At 61.0% G+C, this 16,025-nt stretch carries 16 protein-coding genes; 9 read left to right on the top strand and 7 right to left on the bottom strand.

All coding sequences use genetic code 11. The annotated features are described in order from the left end of the window. Window positions 1-6 precede the first annotated feature (6 nt). Window positions 7-1,026, top strand: coding sequence for a Bug family tripartite tricarboxylate transporter substrate binding protein (locus AMM41_RS07145; RefSeq protein WP_089955370.1), 1,020 nt, complete (start codon window positions 7-9; stop codon window positions 1,024-1,026). Window position 1,027: 1 nt separating this feature from the next. Here AMM41_RS07145 and AMM41_RS07140 read toward each other — a convergent pair whose 3' ends face one another. Further along, a complete protein-coding gene (locus AMM41_RS07140) occupies window positions 1,028-1,801 on the bottom strand; it encodes a FadR/GntR family transcriptional regulator (RefSeq protein WP_089955366.1) in 774 nt (257 codons plus the stop codon). A gap of 211 nt (window positions 1,802-2,012) precedes the next feature. Here AMM41_RS07140 and AMM41_RS07135 point away from each other — a divergent pair, with 211 nt between their 5' ends. Continuing rightward, on the top strand, window positions 2,013-3,680 hold the full coding sequence (locus AMM41_RS07135; protein WP_089955362.1) for an FAD-dependent oxidoreductase: 1,668 nt from the start codon (window positions 2,013-2,015) through the stop codon (window positions 3,678-3,680). Window positions 3,681-3,698: 18 nt separating this feature from the next. Beyond that, complete coding sequence (locus tag AMM41_RS07130) at window positions 3,699-3,941, top strand: DUF2783 domain-containing protein (protein ID WP_089956263.1); 243 nt, start codon at window positions 3,699-3,701, stop codon at window positions 3,939-3,941. Window positions 3,942-4,433: 492 nt separating this feature from the next. On the opposite strand, the gene AMM41_RS07125 is transcribed toward AMM41_RS07130, so the two are convergent. Next, window positions 4,434-4,682 carry a hypothetical protein gene (locus AMM41_RS07125; RefSeq protein WP_146186220.1) on the bottom strand — a complete coding sequence of 83 codons (249 nt, stop codon included), beginning with the start codon at window positions 4,680-4,682 and terminating at the stop codon, window positions 4,434-4,436. A 500-nt stretch (window positions 4,683-5,182) separates the two neighbouring features. Next, window positions 5,183-8,113: a DNA topoisomerase III gene (locus tag AMM41_RS07120; RefSeq protein WP_089955353.1), complete on the bottom strand. Its 2,931-nt coding sequence runs from the start codon at window positions 8,111-8,113 to the stop codon at window positions 5,183-5,185. A 133-nt stretch (window positions 8,114-8,246) separates the two neighbouring features. On the opposite strand from AMM41_RS07120, the gene AMM41_RS07115 reads away from it, so the two are divergent. Genes AMM41_RS07115 through AMM41_RS07100 form a run of 4 tightly spaced genes read left to right on the top strand, consistent with a single transcriptional unit; the run spans window position 8,247 to window position 10,477 of the window. Then, window positions 8,247-8,759: an SET domain-containing protein gene (locus AMM41_RS07115; RefSeq protein WP_089956259.1), complete on the top strand. Its 513-nt coding sequence runs from the start codon at window positions 8,247-8,249 to the stop codon at window positions 8,757-8,759. A 14-nt stretch (window positions 8,760-8,773) separates the two neighbouring features. Further along, a complete protein-coding gene (locus AMM41_RS07110) occupies window positions 8,774-9,541 on the top strand; it encodes a biotin--[acetyl-CoA-carboxylase] ligase (RefSeq protein WP_089955350.1) in 768 nt (255 codons plus the stop codon). Further along, window positions 9,538-9,801 carry a hypothetical protein gene (locus AMM41_RS07105; protein ID WP_089955346.1) on the top strand — a complete coding sequence of 88 codons (264 nt, stop codon included), beginning with the start codon at window positions 9,538-9,540 and terminating at the stop codon, window positions 9,799-9,801. The genes AMM41_RS07110 and AMM41_RS07105 overlap by 4 nt, the downstream gene beginning before the upstream one ends. Window positions 9,802-9,817: 16 nt before the next feature. Then, window positions 9,818-10,477, top strand: coding sequence for a glutathione S-transferase family protein (locus AMM41_RS07100; RefSeq protein WP_089955343.1), 660 nt, complete (start codon window positions 9,818-9,820; stop codon window positions 10,475-10,477). 38 nt (window positions 10,478-10,515) lie between these two features. On the opposite strand, the gene AMM41_RS07095 is transcribed toward AMM41_RS07100, so the two are convergent. The 3 genes from AMM41_RS07095 to AMM41_RS07085 all read right to left on the bottom strand — a co-directional run bounded on the left by AMM41_RS07095 (window position 10,516) and on the right by AMM41_RS07085 (window position 13,290). Beyond that, window positions 10,516-11,976: a sensor histidine kinase gene (locus tag AMM41_RS07095; RefSeq protein ID WP_228769142.1), complete on the bottom strand. Its 1,461-nt coding sequence runs from the start codon at window positions 11,974-11,976 to the stop codon at window positions 10,516-10,518. A gap of 48 nt (window positions 11,977-12,024) precedes the next feature. After that, complete coding sequence (locus AMM41_RS07090; RefSeq protein WP_089955340.1) at window positions 12,025-12,699, bottom strand: response regulator; 675 nt, start codon at window positions 12,697-12,699, stop codon at window positions 12,025-12,027. A 90-nt stretch (window positions 12,700-12,789) separates the two neighbouring features. Next, a complete protein-coding gene (locus AMM41_RS07085) occupies window positions 12,790-13,290 on the bottom strand; it encodes a MarR family winged helix-turn-helix transcriptional regulator (protein WP_089955338.1) in 501 nt (166 codons plus the stop codon). Between the two features lie 143 nt (window positions 13,291-13,433). On the opposite strand from AMM41_RS07085, the gene recA reads away from it, so the two are divergent. Then, a complete protein-coding gene (gene recA, locus AMM41_RS07080) occupies window positions 13,434-14,477 on the top strand; it encodes a recombinase RecA (protein WP_089955335.1) in 1,044 nt (347 codons plus the stop codon). Continuing rightward, window positions 14,474-14,932 (top strand): recombination regulator RecX, encoded by a 459-nt coding sequence (gene recX / locus AMM41_RS07075; protein ID WP_089955332.1) that lies wholly within the window; start codon window positions 14,474-14,476, stop codon window positions 14,930-14,932. The genes recA and recX overlap by 4 nt, the downstream gene beginning before the upstream one ends. A 38-nt stretch (window positions 14,933-14,970) precedes the next feature. Here recX and AMM41_RS07070 read toward each other — a convergent pair whose 3' ends face one another. Then, on the bottom strand, window positions 14,971-15,432 hold the full coding sequence (locus AMM41_RS07070) for a DUF3717 domain-containing protein (RefSeq protein WP_089955330.1): 462 nt from the start codon (window positions 15,430-15,432) through the stop codon (window positions 14,971-14,973). Window positions 15,433-16,025 lie beyond the last annotated feature (593 nt).

The raw sequence follows: 16,025 nt of genomic DNA, 5'->3' as shown, positions 1-16,025 counted from the left end.
ACAACGATGACCCAGAAGACCCCAACACCCCGACGCCAATGGCTCAAAGCCGCGCTCAGCACGGGCTTGATGGCCGCTGCCTGCGGCGGCCTGGCCCTGAGCGCTGGCACAGCCGCTGCCCAAGCAGCCTACCCCGCCAAACCCATTCGCCTGGTGGTTCCCTTTGCGACCGGCGGCGTGACCGACACGAGCGGCCGCCTGATTGCCGAGCAGCTGTCCAAGCGCTTGGGCCAGCAGGTGATCGTGGACAACAAACCCGGTGCCTCGGGCAACATCGGCACACAAATGGTGGCCACGGCCGAACCCGATGGCTACACCTTGCTCTTGGGCTTTGACGGCACGATGGTGATCAACCCCCATGTGTTTCCCAAAGTGGGTTTTGACACCGCCAAAGACTTTGCCCCCATCGGCAAAATTGGCGATGCGATTTTGATTTTGGTGGCGCACCCCGGCGTGAAGGCCAAGACGCTGCAGGAAGTGATCGCCCTGTCCAAAACCCAGTCGGGCGGCCTGTCGTATGGCACCTCCGGCACGGGCGGCACCCCCCACATTGCCGGTGAATTGCTCAAGCAGCGCACGGGGGCCAACCTCACGCACATCCCCTACAAAGGCGGCGGTCAGGCCATGATCGATGTGATGGGCGGCAACATTCCGCTGGTCTACACCGCCGTGGCGGGGGCGATTTCGCACGTCAAGTCGGGCAAGTTGCATGCGGTGGCGGTGTCCAGCGCACAACGCGCCCCGTCCATGCCCGAGGTGCCGACCTTCATCGAAGCGGGTGTGGCCGATTTCGACATCAACTCATGGGTCGGTTTGCTGGCCCCGGCCAAAACGCCCCGGGCGATTGTGGACAAACTCAACACCGAGCTGAATGTGGTCTTGAACGACCCGGCCGTGCGCGAGCGCCTGAACACCCTGGGCATCACGGCCAGCCCGGGCGGCCCCGAGAAGTTTGGCCGCGACATGGCGCGTGACCTGTCGCGCTATGCGGCGGTGGTCAAGGCGGCCAACATCAAGGCCGAGTAACTCAGCCCTGCAGCCCCTTGACCAGGGGCTGCGCCAGCCGCTCGCCTTCTTGCACCCAGAACACCGGATCGGCTTTGCGAATGCGGCCAATGGCGTTGCCCATGTGGGCGGAAGCAGCTTCGCGTGCCCGCTCGGGATCACCCGCCTGCACGGCCTGCAAGATGGCCTGGTGCTCGCTGCGCACAGCGGCCGCAAAGTCACCGCGCCGGGCCTCGTTGGCCCGGGTCACCTGGGTGGCCCCGTGCAAAAACTGGCTCAGATAGCCCAGCGTCTGGATCAAAAATGGATTGCGCGTGGCCTCGGCAATGGCGCGGTGAAAATTCACATCCTCGGCCACGCCATCACCACCCGACTGCACGGCTTGGTCCAGCGCCTGGACCGCCTGCTCGATGGCCTGCAGGTCGCTGGCACTGCGCCGCTCAGCCGCCAGCGCTGCCACCTCGGCCTCCAGGGCGCGGCGCACCTCCACGATCTGAACCACCGCCTCTTGCGAAGCAGCATGCCGGGCTTCGAAGTTCAGGGGCGCAAAAGGCTGCTGCACACTCACAAACACCCCACTGCCCTGGCGCGAATCCACCAAGCCCAGCGATTTGAGGCGCGACACCGCCTCGCGCACCACGGTGCGGCTGACGGCGAACTGCTCAACCAGTCGCGCCTCGGTGGGCAGTTTGTCGCCCGGTGCCAAACGACCTTGCTTGATCTCGGCGCTCAATTGCTCGGCCACCTGATCGGACAGGCGAGCGCCGCTGGAGACGGGGGTGAAGTGTTGACTCATGTGGTTGTCATACAAGAAACAAGTTCAAGCATAACGGACCATGCGACGGGGTGCTGTCAAACAGGTGTCGTTGGGCGTTGAGCGTTCAACCCACCATGTTGGACGCTGAACCCTCAACGCGAAAAATTACGTTTAGGTAAACCGATTTATCAATGGTAAATTACAGTCTGGGCACCACAGGGTGCTTTTTGACCATTTTGGAGCTGTGCACATGGGTGCTTACGTCAACCCGATTTATCCCTACAAGTCGCCTGCCGACCTGATGGCCACACCGCCGCAGCGCAAACCGCTGATCGTGATTGGCGCAGGGCCGGTGGGCCTGGCGGCGGCCATCGATGCGCGTTTGCAAGGCCTTGAGGTGCTGGTGCTGGACGACGACAAGACCGTCTCGGTCGGCTCGCGGGCGGTGTGTTACGCCAAGCGCTCGCTCGAAATCCTGGACCGCCTGGGCATTGCCGACGAGGCCTGCGGCTTGGGCGTGAGCTGGAACATTGGCCGCACCTTTTTGGAAGAAGACGAGGTCTACCAGTTCAACCTGGTGCCCGATGCCGGCCACAAGCGCCCCGGCATGATCAACCTGCAGCAGTACCACGTCGAGGAAATGCTGATTGCCCGCGCCCTCGAATTGGGGGCCGACATCCGCTGGCAGCACAAGGTGACCGCCGTGACACGCCACGACGATCACGCCACACTCACGGTGGAAACGCCCGAAGGCCACTTTGACATCGAGGCCGACTGGCTGGTGGTGGCCGACGGCGCACGCAGCCCGATCCGCCGCCATCTAGGTTTGGACATCGAAGGCCGCGTGTTCCAGGACCGCTTCTTGATCGCCGACGTGATCATGAAAGCCGACTACCCGGCCGAGCGCTGGTTCTGGTTCGACCCGCCGTTTCACCCCAACCAAAGCGTGCTGCTCCACAAGCAAAGCAACAACGTCTGGCGCATCGACTTTCAGCTCGGCTGGGACGCCGACCCCGAAGAAGAAAAGAAGCCCGAAAAAGTCATCCCGCGCCTGAAGGCCATGCTGGGCGACGAGCGGCCGTTTGAGCTGGAGTGGGTCAGCATCTACACCTTCCAGTGCCGCCGCATGACCGATTTTCGCCACGGCCGTGTGCTGTTTGTGGGAGACGCGGCGCACCAGGTCTCGCCCTTTGGCGCACGCGGGGCCAACTCGGGCTTTCAGGACGCGGACGATTTGATGTGGAAGCTGGGCTTGGTCATGCAAGGCCAGGCCAACGAAAAGCTGCTCGACACCTACGCGATGGACCGCCAGTTTGCCGCCGACGAAAACATCATGAACTCGACGCGCTCGACCGACTTCATCACGCCCAAGAGCCGCACCAGCAAAACCTTCCGCAACCAGGTGCTGGCGCTGGCCAAGCACCACCCCTTTGCGCGCAAGCTGGTCAATTCGGGCCGCTTGTCCATGCCGTCTTTCCTGACCGACTCGGTGCTCAACACCCCCGACGCCGATGCGTTTGAAGGCCAGATGGTGCCCGGCGCACCGATGGACGATGCGCCCGTGCAAGTGGACGGCCAAGACGCCTGGCTGCTGGACCAGGTGGGGCGCGGCTTTGCGGTTTTGCACTTTGTGGATGCTGTGCCCGAAGCCCAGACGCTGGCCACCCTGCAAGCCCTGAAGCAGGGTGTGGTGCCGGTGGACAGCCTGATCGTGTCGCGCCAGGCCCTGCAGGTGCCCGGCTTTAAAGTGTTGGTGGACGCGCAAGGCTGGATGGCCAAGCGCTACGACGCCCAGCCCGGCACCACCTATTTGCTGCGCCCCGACCAGCATGTGCTGGCCCGCTGGCGCAGCCTGGACAGTGCCCGGCTGCAAACGGCCCTGGCCCGTGCCTTGGGGCAAGTGGGCGCCCAGGCCTGAATGGAAGAGAAAACAGACATGCCCACCAACACCCCCACCGCCCTGAACACCGCGCCCAATTTCCACGAAACCGGCCGCCGCTTCTTCCGCGACTTTTCGCCTGGCGACGAGTTTTATGAACACCTGATCGACGCGCACAACGGCCTGAGTGACGAACAAAGCGAGGCGCTCAACGCCCGCCTGATCTTGCTGCTGGCCAACCACATTGGCGACTTGCGCGTGTTGCGCGAGGCGCTGCAGGCCGCCCGCCAAACCGACTGAGGTCTTTGAAAGGCCGCTAAAAACCCACCGCGTCCACCGCGTCGCCTGCAGACGCCAGAGACGCGATCCGTGAGGGAGCCCGGGCTTGGGGCGATTGTTGGTGGTGTGCGAGGCTTTTCGCGACGAGGGCGTCGCTCCTACAGGGGAGATGCCCTGCATTTTGTAGGAGCCCCGCCCTCGGGGCGATTCCTTGTGGTCTGCGAGGCTTATCGCGACGGGGGCGTCGCTCCTACAGGGGAGATGCCCCGCATTTTGTAGGAGCCCCGCCCTCGGGGCGATGCTTGGGGGTGTGCGAGGGTGATCGCGACGGGGGCGTCGCTCCTACAAGGGAGATGCCCCGCATTTTGTAGGAGCCCCGCCCTCGGGGCGATGCTTGGGGGTCTGCGAGGCTTATCGCGACGGGGGCGTCGCTCCTACAAAAAAAGTGTTGATGCGAACGTCGCAGGGCGGGATGCCTGGTTGACGTCAGGCAAGCAGTCAACCCCAGGCCTATCAATGGTTTGCAGCCGCCGCTTGACGTTTTCGCTTGGCCAGTATTCGTGCTGAGTTGAGTCCGGTGAGGACCATGATGGGCCACAAGAAACTGCAGACCAAGGCCCACAACACGCGACCGCCCAAGGTGGAGCCCCCTTGGGGTGTCTCGACCTTGTGCGGCCCTTCGCTGAAGATGTGCTGATAAGAATACGTCGAGAGACCAAATACTGCGCCAAACAAAAGGAACAGTGCTATGTAGATGTTCAAGGCCATCTCCTGGTTGAAAGCCATCAGGGACCGCCGAGTTCGCGGTTTCATGGCCTCGGGTTGACATGTTCGATAAGTGTAATGTCGAACCGACATTTAATAGTGTAAACATCTCATTACAGGCAGGGTTTATTGATCTGCCCAATGACTTTTTCCGTGGGAGCGACGCCCTCGTCGCGATCAAGCCTCGCAGACCACCACCCATCGCCCCGGGGGCGGGGCTCCTACAAAATGCAGGGCACTCCCCCGTAGGAGCGACGCCCCAGTCGCGATCAAGCCTCGCAGACCACCACCCATCGCCCCGGGGGCGGGGCTCCTACAAAATGCGGGGCAGTCCCCCGTAGGAGCGACGCCCTCGTCGCGATCAAGCCTCGCAGACCACCCACCATCGCCCCGAGGGCGGGGCTCCTACAAAAGGCAGGGCTCCTTCAGGGCTCGCACACTGCTGGCTGTGCCCAAGACAAGCTCGACACAGCATGGGGTTCTGCCCCTTTCGTGCCTCAGCTCAGGTGCTTGCCGATGATGCCGGCCAGCTCGAACATGGTGGCCTGGTCTTTGCCAAACACGGCTTGCAGCTTGCTGTCGGCCTTGATGGAGCGCTTGTCAGCCGGGTCTTGCAGGTTGTTGGCCTTGATGTAGTCCCAGATTTTTTTGACCACTTCGGTGCGGGCATAGCTGCCGTCGCCAATCACGGCCATCAAGGCGGGGCTGGGCTTCAAGCTGCCCACAGCGGCTTTGCGCGGGGCTTTTTCGGCGGCGGGCTTGGCAACTTTTTTGGCCGCTGGGGCTTTGGCGACAGCGGTCTTGGCCGTGGTTTTCTTCGCAGCTGTTTTGCCGAAAGGCGTTTTGGCGGCGGCCGTCTTGCGTGGTGGGTATTTTTTACCGCCTTCGCGCTGCTCAAATTCAAACGTCACTTTGCCCTCTTCGGGGTTCCAGGCCAGCATGGCCTTGAAGGTGCGGCGTGTGCGGTTGCTCAAGAACTTGTCCAGCAAGTCGGTTTTGCCCGTGCTCAGCAGCTTGATGACCTGTTCGCGTTCCACGGGTTGCTGCAAGATGACCTTGCCGGTCTTGAAATCGCAGCTGGGCGTGGGTTGCTCGTTCGTGGGCAGGGCTTTGCTGCAGACATAGTTGCTGCCATGCTCGTGCACCGGGCTGCCGCACTTGGGGCAGGCACCCAGCGATTCGTCGCTGAACTCGACGATCTCGCCGCTGTCTTCGTTTTTCTTGTCGTCGCCGAAGTCGAACTCGAGCTTCCAGTTCTTTTCTTCTTCGTTGTACTTGAGCGCCATTTCGGCCACAAAGGGCCAACCGGCTTTGGAGCGGAAGCCGTCCAGCGGCCCGATCTTCTTGTCGCGCATGAACTGCTCGACTTCAGCCGGCTCGAAGGTGCGTCCGGCAGGCGACTTGCCAAACGAGAAGCCGCAGCCGTCGCTGGCCCCATCGGCACCATTGCAGGTGTAGCGACGGTAGTTTTCCTTGACCACGCCGCCACAGTTGGGGCACGGCGCACTCAGCGTGGCGTAGTCGCCGGGCACGGTGTCGCGGTCGTATTCCTTGGCTTTTTTGACGATGTGCTCGGTCATGGCCGCGATCTCGGCCATGAAAGTGGCGCGGCTCAATTTGCCTTGCTCCATTTGCGCGAGCTTGTATTCCCACTCGCCGGTGAGTTCGGGGCGCGAAAGTTCTTCGACCTGCAGGCCGCGCAACAGCGTCATGAGCTGGAAGGCCTTGGCCGTCGGGATCATCTCGCGGCCTTCGCGCAGCATGTACTTTTCGTTGATCAGGCCTTCAATGATGGCGGCGCGGGTGGCGGGCGTGCCCAGGCCTTTTTCCTGCATGGCTTCGCGCAGCTCGTCGTCGTCGACCATCTTGCCCGCGCCTTCCATGGCGCCCAACAGCGTGGCTTCTGAATAGCGGGCGGGTGGGCGGGTTTTCAGGCCCTTGGCCTCGACCGACTCCACACCGACCTGCTCGCCGGGCTGCACAGGTACCAGGTTCTGGCCTTTGTCACCGTCTTTGGCGTCTTCGACTTCGGCGGCGGCTTCTTTGCCGTAAATGGCCAGCCAGCCGGGTTTGACCAAGACCTTGCCCACGGTTTTGAAGCTGTGGCCTGCGGCCACGCTGATGCGTGTGGTCACCTGGTATTCGGCGCTGGGGAAGAACACCGCCATGAAGCGGCGCACCACCAGGTCATAGAGCTTTTGCTCGGCCTCGGACAGGCCGCTGGGCGCTTGCAGCGTGGGGATGATGGCGAAGTGGTCCGAGACCTTTTTGTTGTCAAACACACGCGGAATCTTGCGCACGTAGTTGTTGTTCAGCGCCGTGAGCGCGTGCGGGGCCAGGTGGCGCATGCCGCTGTCGGCCAGCATTTCAAAGGTTTGCTTGGCCACGGGCACATAGTCTTCGGGCAGGTGGCGCGAATCGGTACGCGGGTAAGTCAGGGCCTTGTGGCGTTCGTACAGGCTTTGGGCCAGCGCCAGCGTGGTCTTGGCCGAGAAGCCAAACTTGCCGTTGGCCTCGCGCTGCAGGCTGGTCAGGTCAAACAAACCGGGGCTCGCTTGGGTGGTGGGCGTGGCCTCTTCGGTCACGCTGGCCGTCTTGCCGCGCACCGCATCCACAATGGCTTGCGCCTCGGCGGCGGTCCATTGGCGGTCGGCTTTCTTTTCGGCGTCTTCTTCTTTGCGCCACTTGGGGTCGAACCACTTGCCGGGGTAGGTGCCCGCTGCAGCCCCAAACTCGGCGTGGATTTCCCAGTAGTCGCGGCTCACGAACTTGCGGATTTGCTCTTCGCGCTCGACCACCACGGCCAGCGTGGGGGTTTGCACCCGGCCCACGGTGGTCAAGAAGAAACCGCCATCGCGCGAGTTGAAGGCGGTCATGGCACGCGTGCCGTTGATGCCCACCAACCAGTCGGCCTCGGATCGGCTGCGGGCGGCGTCGGCCAAGCCCTGCATTTGTTGTTCGCTGCGCAGGCTGTTGAAGCCGTCGCGAATGGCTTGCGGCGTCATGGACTGCAACCACAGGCGCTTGACGGGCTTGTTCAGCGGCTTGGCACCACCTGCGTACTGCTCAATCAAACGGAAGATCAGCTCCCCTTCGCGGCCCGCGTCACAGGCGTTGATGATGGCCGTCACATCTTTTCGTTTGGCTTGCCTGACCACGGCCGTCAAGCGGCTCTTGGTCTTGTCCACGGGCTTGAGGTCAAAGTGCGGCGGAATCACGGGCAGGTTGGCAAAGCTCCACTTGCCGCGCTTGACGTCGTATTGCTCAGGGGCCTGGATCTCCACCAGGTGGCCCACGGCGCTGGTCACCACATAGGTGTCGCTCTCAAAATGGTCATCGTGTTTTTCGAACTTGCCCGCCACCGGTGTGAGGGCCCGAACAATGTCTTGGGCCACTGAAGGCTTTTCTGCAATTACCAAGGTCTTCATGTCATTACAATCCCGTTGTCTCGCGTGTGTGTACGCGCCCGGGCACGCGCTCACGCGCACGCCCACATGAATTCACCATAACAAATTTTTCAACGCTGTGGCCAAAACACCTGCTCCGACCCCTGGCCGTTCTGTGCCACGCACCACCGGCAAGCGCATCCAGGTCCGCCGCTCAGGCGTGCATGGCAAGGGCGTATTTGCCTTGCAAGACATTGCCGAGGGCGACACCGTCATTGAATATGTGGGCGAGATCATCAGCTGGGACGAAGCCCAAGACCGTCACCCGCACAACCCCGAAGACCCCAATCACACCTTTTACTTCCATGTGAACGAAGACCGGGTGATTGATGCGCTCAATGGCGGCAACTCTTCGCGCTGGATCAACCACAGCTGCGATCCCAACTGCGAAGCTGACGAAGACAACGACCGAATCTTCATCAAAGCCATTCACGACATTGCCGCCGGTGAAGAGCTCAATTACGACTACGGTCTGATCATTGACGAGCCCTACACCAAGAAGCTCAAGGCCGAATACCCCTGCTGGTGTGGCAGCGACAACTGCCGGGGCACTTTGCTCTCCCCCAAACGCCGCCCGGCCACGCCCAAAATCCCAGCTCAGAAGAAAAAGTCAGCGCGGGGCGTCTGAGCCCCGTGACGCCCATGACACCCTGGCCTGCCGAATCAATCTGGGAACAGATTTTTCCCCTGCTGCCCGACTTCACGGTCGAGGTGTTGCCCGAATTGGATTCGAGCAACAGCGAGCTCATGCGCCGTGCGAGGGCGGGTCATCTGGAATCGACCTTGTTGGTGGTTGAACGCCAAACGGCAGGACGGGGGCGCTTGGGCCGGGTCTGGCAAAGCCAGCCGGGCGACTCGCTCACCTTTTCTCTCAGTCTGTCTTTAGCCCCTCAGGACTGGTCAGGTTTGTCACTGGCCGTGGGGCTGAGCCTGGCTGAGAGCCTGCACCCCGATGTGCAACTCAAATGGCCCAATGATTTGTGGTTTGAAGACCGCAAACTCGGCGGCATTTTGGTCGAAGCGGCCAGCATGGGCGGGCGCAGCCAAGTGGTGGTTGGTGTGGGCCTGAACATCCGCCCGCGCTTGGCCGATGGCCTGAGTACGCCACCCGCGTGCTTGTCAGAGTTGCGGCCCGAATTGACGGCACCCTCTTGCCTTGCACGCGTTGCCAGCCCGCTCATCCAAGCCTTGCTGCGTTTTGAGTCACAGGGTTTTGCGCCTCTTCAGGCCGCTTTTGAAGCCCGTGACACGCTCAAAGGTCGACAGGTGCACACCAGCGATGGCCAACAAGGTCTGGCCATGGGGGTTGGCCCCAACGGGGCGCTGCGCATCCAAACCGATGGCCTGGTGCACGACATCGTCAGTTCCGAAATCAGTGTGCGTCCATTTTCATCTGGGGGTTCCCTTTGAAGCTCAAATACGGGGTTGGCATTTTGGTGCTGCTCAACACGGTGCTGCTGGCTTGGCAGTGGGAGCTTTTTGCGCCTTGGGGCTTTGACCCCCATGGTCACCGGGAACCGGCACGTCTTGCGCAACAAATTCAGCCCGAAGCCCTCACCGTCTCCCCTCTGAGTGCCCAAACCCCTGCCAAGCCAGCCCTCGTGGCCGAACCCGTTTTACCCCCCGTGGCGGCGGATGCCTCGGCGGCCCCACCGTCTTCTCAGCCTTAGTTTTTTAAACACCCCCATGAGCCTTCAACTTTACTTTGCCCCCGGTGCTTGCTCTTTTGTGCCGCATGTGCTGCTGGAAATGAGCGGTGCCCCCTTTGAGCCTTGCATGGTCAAACTGCACAAGGGTGAACAAAACAGCGACGACTACAAAGCCATCAACCCGCGTGGACAGGTGCCGGTTTTGGTCAACAACGGTCAAGCGGTGACACAAATTGTGGCCATCGTTTTGCACCTGGACCAACTCTTTCCCGAATTGGGATTTTTGCCCACAGAGCCCTTGGCTCGCGCACGGGCCATCTCGACCTTGGCTTGGATGAACAACACTGTGCACCCCACGTTCACCCACATCTTCATGCCGCAAAAATTTTCGGACCAACCCGAAGTCCAAGCGGCCCTGAAACCCTACAACATCCAGCTGTTTCGCAGCATGCTGGGGGAGTTGCAAAGCTTGGTGAGCCAGGCAGCTGACTCCTCTCAAGCTTGGTTGAGTGGCGCACACTTTGGCCCGCTGGATGCCTATGCTTTGACCCTGACCCGTTGGGGCACGATCGCGGGCATTGCGCCCAAGGAACACCCCGTTTTGTGGACTTTTGTTGGTAAAGTGGCGGCCCACCCTGCCGTCGCGCGTGTCATGGAGCGCGAGCGTTTACAACTCGACATGAGCCCCACCGCCTGACATCGATGCACACCCAGCTTGTCTTGGTGGGCGGTGTCTCAACTCGTTGCAAAGCGCAAGGTAAAACACGCGCCATGCGGCGTTGGCCCATGGTGGGCATAGTCAATGCTCACCGTGGCCCCGTGCTGTTGTGCAATTTCCTTGACGATGGGCAGCCCCAAACCCGAACCGTCCACATTGGTTCCCAGTGCGCGGTAGAAGGGCTGAAACACCAAATCACGTTCAGGCAAGGGGATACCGGGGCCGTTGTCCTCGACCTGCATCACCAAGGCACGGCTGTACGGGTCCACCAAGACCCTGACCGTGATCACCCCCTGACGCTCGGAGGTGCTGGGCGTGTAAAGCATGGCGTTTTCGACCAAGTTGCGCAGCATCTCTTTGAGCAAAGTGGCATTGCCTTGCACTTGTGCGCCCAAAGTGCCCGGGTCAACCCCCTCATAGCCCAGGTCCAGGCCCTTGTCCATCGCCCGTGGCAAACAGTCTTGCAAGACTTCACTGGACAACAACACCATGTCGCAACTTTGCTGCGCCACATGCGTGCCCCCGCCTTCGGCACGCGCGAGCGACAGCAACTGGTTGACGGTGTGGGTGGCCTGAACACTGGCTCGGCCAATTTGCTGCAAGGATTTTTTCAGGTCCTCTTCGCTGGAGCCCGAGCGCTGCGCCAAATCGGCCTGCATGCGCAGACCGGCCAGTGGGGTTTTGAGCTGATGTGCGGCATCGGCCAAAAATCGTTTTTGGGTCACGATGGAGTCTTTCAGGCGCTCCAGCAATTCGTTGACCGAGACCACCAAAGGTGCGACCTCCATGGGCACGGCCTTGTCGTCCAAGGGGCTCAAGTCGTCGGGCTTGCGTTCCCGGATGCGCTCTTCCAGCTCAGACAAGGGCTTGATGCCGCGCACCAGAGCCAGCCACACCAGCAGCACCGCCAAAGGCAACAAGGCAAACTGGGGCAACATCACGCCTTTGATGATTTCAGCGGCCAGCACCGAACGTTTTTCACGGGTTTCGGCCACTTGCACCAATGCGGGCGGTTGGTTTTTCGCATCCAGCCGAATCCAGGTGTAGGCCACCCGCACTTCCAATCCACGCATCTCATCGTCGCGAATGTGGACCTCGTAGCTGCTGCCCTTGTCCTGGTCTGCCGGTGGCGCAGGCAAATCACGCTCACCGCTCAAATGCTCACCCGCTGCCCCACGCACTTGGTAATACACCAAATCGGTTTCGTCCGCCCGCAACAACTCACTGGCCGGCTGGGGCAAACTGAAATCAATCTTTTTATCGGGTCCCAGCCTGACTTGCTGGGCCAAGGCCTGCACGTTGTAGACCAGCGCACGGTCAAAGGGTTTGTTGGCCAAGCCTTGCGCCACCAGCCAGGTCAAGGCCAGGCTGATGGGCCAGAGCAAGAGCAAAGGGGTGAGCATCCAGTCCAGTATTTCCCCGAACAAGGAACGCTGCTCGCGTTTGAAAATTCGCACGTTCCAGCCTTGGGATTTCATGGGTAAAGGTATTTCAGCGCCGAAACCGGTGCTCAAAACCGAAATGTATTAACCCGGTATTTTTTCCAGGCAATAACCCAAACCGCGCACCGTGGCGATGCGGATGGGGCCTTTTTCGATTTTTTTGCGCAAGCGGTGGATGTACACCTCAATGGCATTGTTGCTGACCTCTTCACCCCACTCGCACAGACGCTCCACCAACTGATCTTTGCTGACCAAGCGCCCAGCGCGTTGCAGCAGGACTTCCAGCAAGCCCAACTCACGGGCCGACAACTCCACCATTTTGCCGTCGATGGTGGCCACCCGACCGGACTGGTCATAGACCAGCGGGCCGTGCTTGATTTGGGAGGTGGCCCCACCCATGCCCCGTCGGGTCAAGGCACGAACCCGGGCTTCCAGCTCTTGCAAACTGAAGGGCTTGGCCATGTAATCGTCAGCCCCGTAATCCAGCCCTTTGACGCGCTCTTCCACGCTGTCCGCTGCGGTCAAAATCAGCACAGGCAAGACTGAACCGCGCGATCGCAGACGCTTGAGCACGTCCAAACCATGCATTTTGGGCAAGCCCAAATCCAGGATCAACAGGTCGAATTCGTTGTTGGTCATGAGGGCCGCATCGGCTTCGCTGCCACTGGCCACATGGTCGACGGCAGCACCGGCACTGCGCAAAGTGCGCAACAAACCATCGGCCAGAACCTGGTCGTCTTCGGCTATCAAAATACGCATGGCTGTCTCCTGTTGTTGTGTGAGGCTCTCGGGTGTGCCGGTACGGGCTGTCTGATTCTAGTTCCACCGTGCACAGCCCTTGGGCAAAATTCAAGACGCATAGGCCTCCAAGCCCAAGGCCACCACGGTGGCCACATCCTTGCCCACGGCGGCTCGAAACTCCGCTTCGGCTTGGGCCACGGCGTCCTTGAATGCCTGCAACCAAGCCAATCCCACGGGCGTGAACACCACCCGACGGACACGGGCATCGGCTGTGTCCGCTTCACGCCGCACCAAACCCCAGGCCGTGCACTGGTCCACCAGGTCGCCCATGGCTTGTTTGCTCATGCCCGCCGCTTGGGCCAGATCGGTCAGGCGCGAGCCCTCCATCGCCAAATGCCGCGTGATGTGCACATGGGCTGCACTGATCTGGTCGCGTGCTGCCAAATTGGCCAAAGCCAAAGGCACACCTTCGTTGCCCGCCATGAGGTAAAGCACACGCTCATCAAAGCGGCGCATGGCGTGTCCGAGCAATCGGCCCAAATGGGTTTGCCGCCATCGGTCATCGTGTCTCTCAAGGCCCTCAGGCGGTGTGGTGGGGGTGAGTTCCATGGTCGCAAATGATAAGGTAAACTGACTAAAAATTGAGTTTACAGGTTTATACAGCTCGTTTACAGTACTGTTCAAGCATCCAGTCAACAGCACATGACCCAGCCCACTGGTGCCACAACCCATTGATATTCAAGGAGATTTTCATGAGCGACGTGAACAGCGAAAAGTCCAAAGCCCTGCAAGCCGCCCTGGCCCAGATTGAAAAACAATTCGGCAAAGGCACCATCATGCGTCTGGGCGAAGGCGAAGTCATCGCCGACATCCAAGTCGTCTCCACCGGCTCTTTGGGTCTGGACATCGCACTGGGCGTGGGTGGCCTGCCCCGTGGCCGCGTGATCGAAATCTACGGCCCTGAGTCCTCGGGCAAAACCACCCTCACTTTGCAAGTCATCTCTGAAATGCAGCGCTTGGGCGGCACCTGTGCTTTTGTGGACGCTGAACACGCCCTGGACGTGCAATACGCGCAAAACCTGGGTGTCAACCTGCAAGAACTGCTGGTCAGCCAGCCCGACACTGGCGAGCAAGCCCTGGAAATTGTGGACAGCCTGGTGCGCTCTGGCGCGGTGGATCTGGTCGTCATCGACTCGGTCGCAGCACTCACGCCCAAGGCCGAAATCGAAGGCGATATGGGCGACAGCCTGCCCGGCCTGCAAGCGCGTTTGATGAGCCAGGCCCTGCGCAAGCTGACCGCCACCATCAAAAAGACCAACTGCACCGTCATCTTCATCAACCAAATCCGCATGAAGATCGGTGTCATGTTTGGCAGCCCCGAAACCACCACCGGCGGCAACGCGCTCAAGTTCTACGCCTCGGTGCGTTTGGACATCCGCCGCACCGGCACCATCAAAAAGGGTGACGACGCCATTGGCAACGAGACCAAGGTCAAAGTGGTCAAAAACAAAGTGGCTCCACCTTTCAAAACCGCCGAATTCGACATCTTGTTTGGCGCGGGCATCAGCCGCGAAGGCGAAGTGATTGACATGGGTGTGACCGCCAAAATTGTGGACAAGTCGGGCGCTTGGTACGCCTACCAAGGCGAAAAAATCGGCCAAGGCCGTGACAACGCCCGTGAATTCCTGCGTGAAAACCCGGCGCTGGCTCGCGAGATCGAAAACAAAGTGCGCGAATCGCTGGGCATCCGTTTGCTCGAATCGGCCATCGCCGCCCCCAAGGCCGAAGCCGCTTGAACAAGCCCGGTTTTCAGCCCTCGCTCAAAGGCCGCGCCCTGCGGCTTTTGAGCCAGCGTGAACACTCCCGTGCCGAGTTGGAGCGCAAACTGGCACCCCACGAAGAAGTCCCTGGCGAATTGGCCAAGGCACTCGACGAGTTGCAGGCGCGGGACTTCATCAACGACGGCCGCGCCGTGGACTCCTTGGTCAACCGACGGTCTGCCAAATTAGGAAGCACCCGCATCAAGCAAGAGCTCGCCGCCAAGGGGCTGTCGGGCGAAGCGGTGACCGAAGCCATGGCGGGCCTGAAAGAAACGGAATGGCACCGTGCGACGGAAGTGTGGCGCAAGAAATTTGGACACCCCCCCCAAGACCCGCAAGACAGGGCCAAGCAAATGCGCTTCTTGCTGACCCGGGGATTCAACGCCGACGTGGTGCGGCGCGTGGTTCAAGGCAGTGACTTGGACGAATGAGCGCTCGCGGCCACAAAGCCGCCTGGTGCTCAACGTTGTCAAGGTTTCAAATCGAGCGGCACCTGCGCATCGGCCGCCGCTTTGGCCCAACGGCGGTCTTCGGCGGCGCGTTCGGCATAGCGGTTAAAGCGCCACGAGGTGCCCTCTGCAGTGATGCGCTGCCAAATGGCACGTTTTTCACCCGGACTCATCTCAATCCACAGCTGCACCTCTTCAAAACTCCGACCACAGCCTTTGCAGGTTTCGTCACCCTGGCTGGTCGAGCAAATGGCAATGCACGGCGTATCGGGCGTGCTGGCATACCAGTCTTGCCAAGCCTCGGCGGCTTTCACAGGCAAGGTGAATTCGTCAGCCAAGTCCTGCTGGTGGTAGACCATCAGCCCATACACCTGGGCCAATGCCCGCAGCTCAGGCGGCAGCGACACCCCGTCGGGCGAGGGGTTCTTGCTGCGCCAATGGTTGATGGCGGCTTCAATGTCGGTGATGTGGATTCCAGCCATAGCGTGTGTACCAAAGGTCGGCGATCATAGCCTCAAGCGGGACCGTGCACATCCTGCCCGGCTTGATTGATCCAGCCCGATGATGTGGGCATTGACGCTTTTTTTGTAGGAGCGACGCCCCCGTCGCGATCACCCTCGCAGACCACGACCCATCGCCCCGAGGGCGGGGCTCCTACAAAATGCAAGCAGCCCTCCTGTAGGAGCGACGCCCCCGTCGCGAAAAGCCTCACAGACCACCCCCATAGCCCCGAGGGCGGGGCTCCTACAAAATGCAGGCAGCCTTCCTGATAGGGGTAGGAAAGGCCAAGGCCTCCCCTCCCTCCGAACCGTGCGTGCAGTTTTCCCGCACACGGCTCTCCAGTCAGTGGTTTCCTCATCGGGATTGGCTCGCTTGCATTCGGGCCTGCGTCATGGTGAACAGCCCCAACTGCGCGAAGTACTCGTTTGGCCAGCGTTTGTGATCAACTTGGCTCTTCCCCATCCCCGGGCTCTTTTGCTGCTTGCGCAGCATCGCCCTCAACCTCCTGCGGATGCATCGCTCTACGCCGTTGAGTATGCTTTCCTAGGCCTGCTTGCAGTCGCCACACCATCCC

The sequence above is a fragment of the Limnohabitans sp. 2KL-3 genome, from assembly GCF_001269405.1.
Lineage (GTDB): Bacteria > Pseudomonadota > Gammaproteobacteria > Burkholderiales > Burkholderiaceae_C > Limnohabitans_A.
The sequence above is the reverse complement of the archived record's forward strand: the minus strand, read 5'-3'. Positions and strand labels throughout refer to the sequence as shown.

Excerpts from the sequence above, each read along its gene's own strand:
- AMM41_RS07140 (WP_089955366.1), bottom strand. The coding sequence starts at position 1,801 with ATGAGTCAACACTTCACCCCCGTCTCCAGCGGCGCTCGCCTGTCCGAT.
- AMM41_RS07090 (WP_089955340.1), bottom strand. The coding sequence starts at position 12,699 with ATGCGTATTTTGATAGCCGAAGACGACCAGGTTCTGGCCGATGGTTTG.
- AMM41_RS07085 (WP_089955338.1), bottom strand. The coding sequence starts at position 13,290 with ATGGAACTCACCCCCACCACACCGCCTGAGGGCCTTGAGAGACACGAT.
- AMM41_RS07095 (WP_228769142.1), bottom strand. The coding sequence starts at position 11,976 with ATGAAATCCCAAGGCTGGAACGTGCGAATTTTCAAACGCGAGCAGCGT.
- AMM41_RS07100 (WP_089955343.1), top strand. The coding sequence starts at position 9,818 with ATGAGCCTTCAACTTTACTTTGCCCCCGGTGCTTGCTCTTTTGTGCCG.
- recA (WP_089955335.1), top strand. The coding sequence starts at position 13,434 with ATGAGCGACGTGAACAGCGAAAAGTCCAAAGCCCTGCAAGCCGCCCTG.
- AMM41_RS07110 (WP_089955350.1), top strand. The coding sequence starts at position 8,774 with ATGACACCCTGGCCTGCCGAATCAATCTGGGAACAGATTTTTCCCCTG.
- AMM41_RS07130 (WP_089956263.1), top strand. The coding sequence starts at position 3,699 with ATGCCCACCAACACCCCCACCGCCCTGAACACCGCGCCCAATTTCCAC.
- AMM41_RS07135 (WP_089955362.1), top strand. The coding sequence starts at position 2,013 with ATGGGTGCTTACGTCAACCCGATTTATCCCTACAAGTCGCCTGCCGAC.
- AMM41_RS07145 (WP_089955370.1), top strand. The coding sequence starts at position 7 with ATGACCCAGAAGACCCCAACACCCCGACGCCAATGGCTCAAAGCCGCG.
- AMM41_RS07120 (WP_089955353.1), bottom strand. The coding sequence starts at position 8,113 with ATGAAGACCTTGGTAATTGCAGAAAAGCCTTCAGTGGCCCAAGACATT.
- AMM41_RS07070 (WP_089955330.1), bottom strand. The coding sequence starts at position 15,432 with ATGGCTGGAATCCACATCACCGACATTGAAGCCGCCATCAACCATTGG.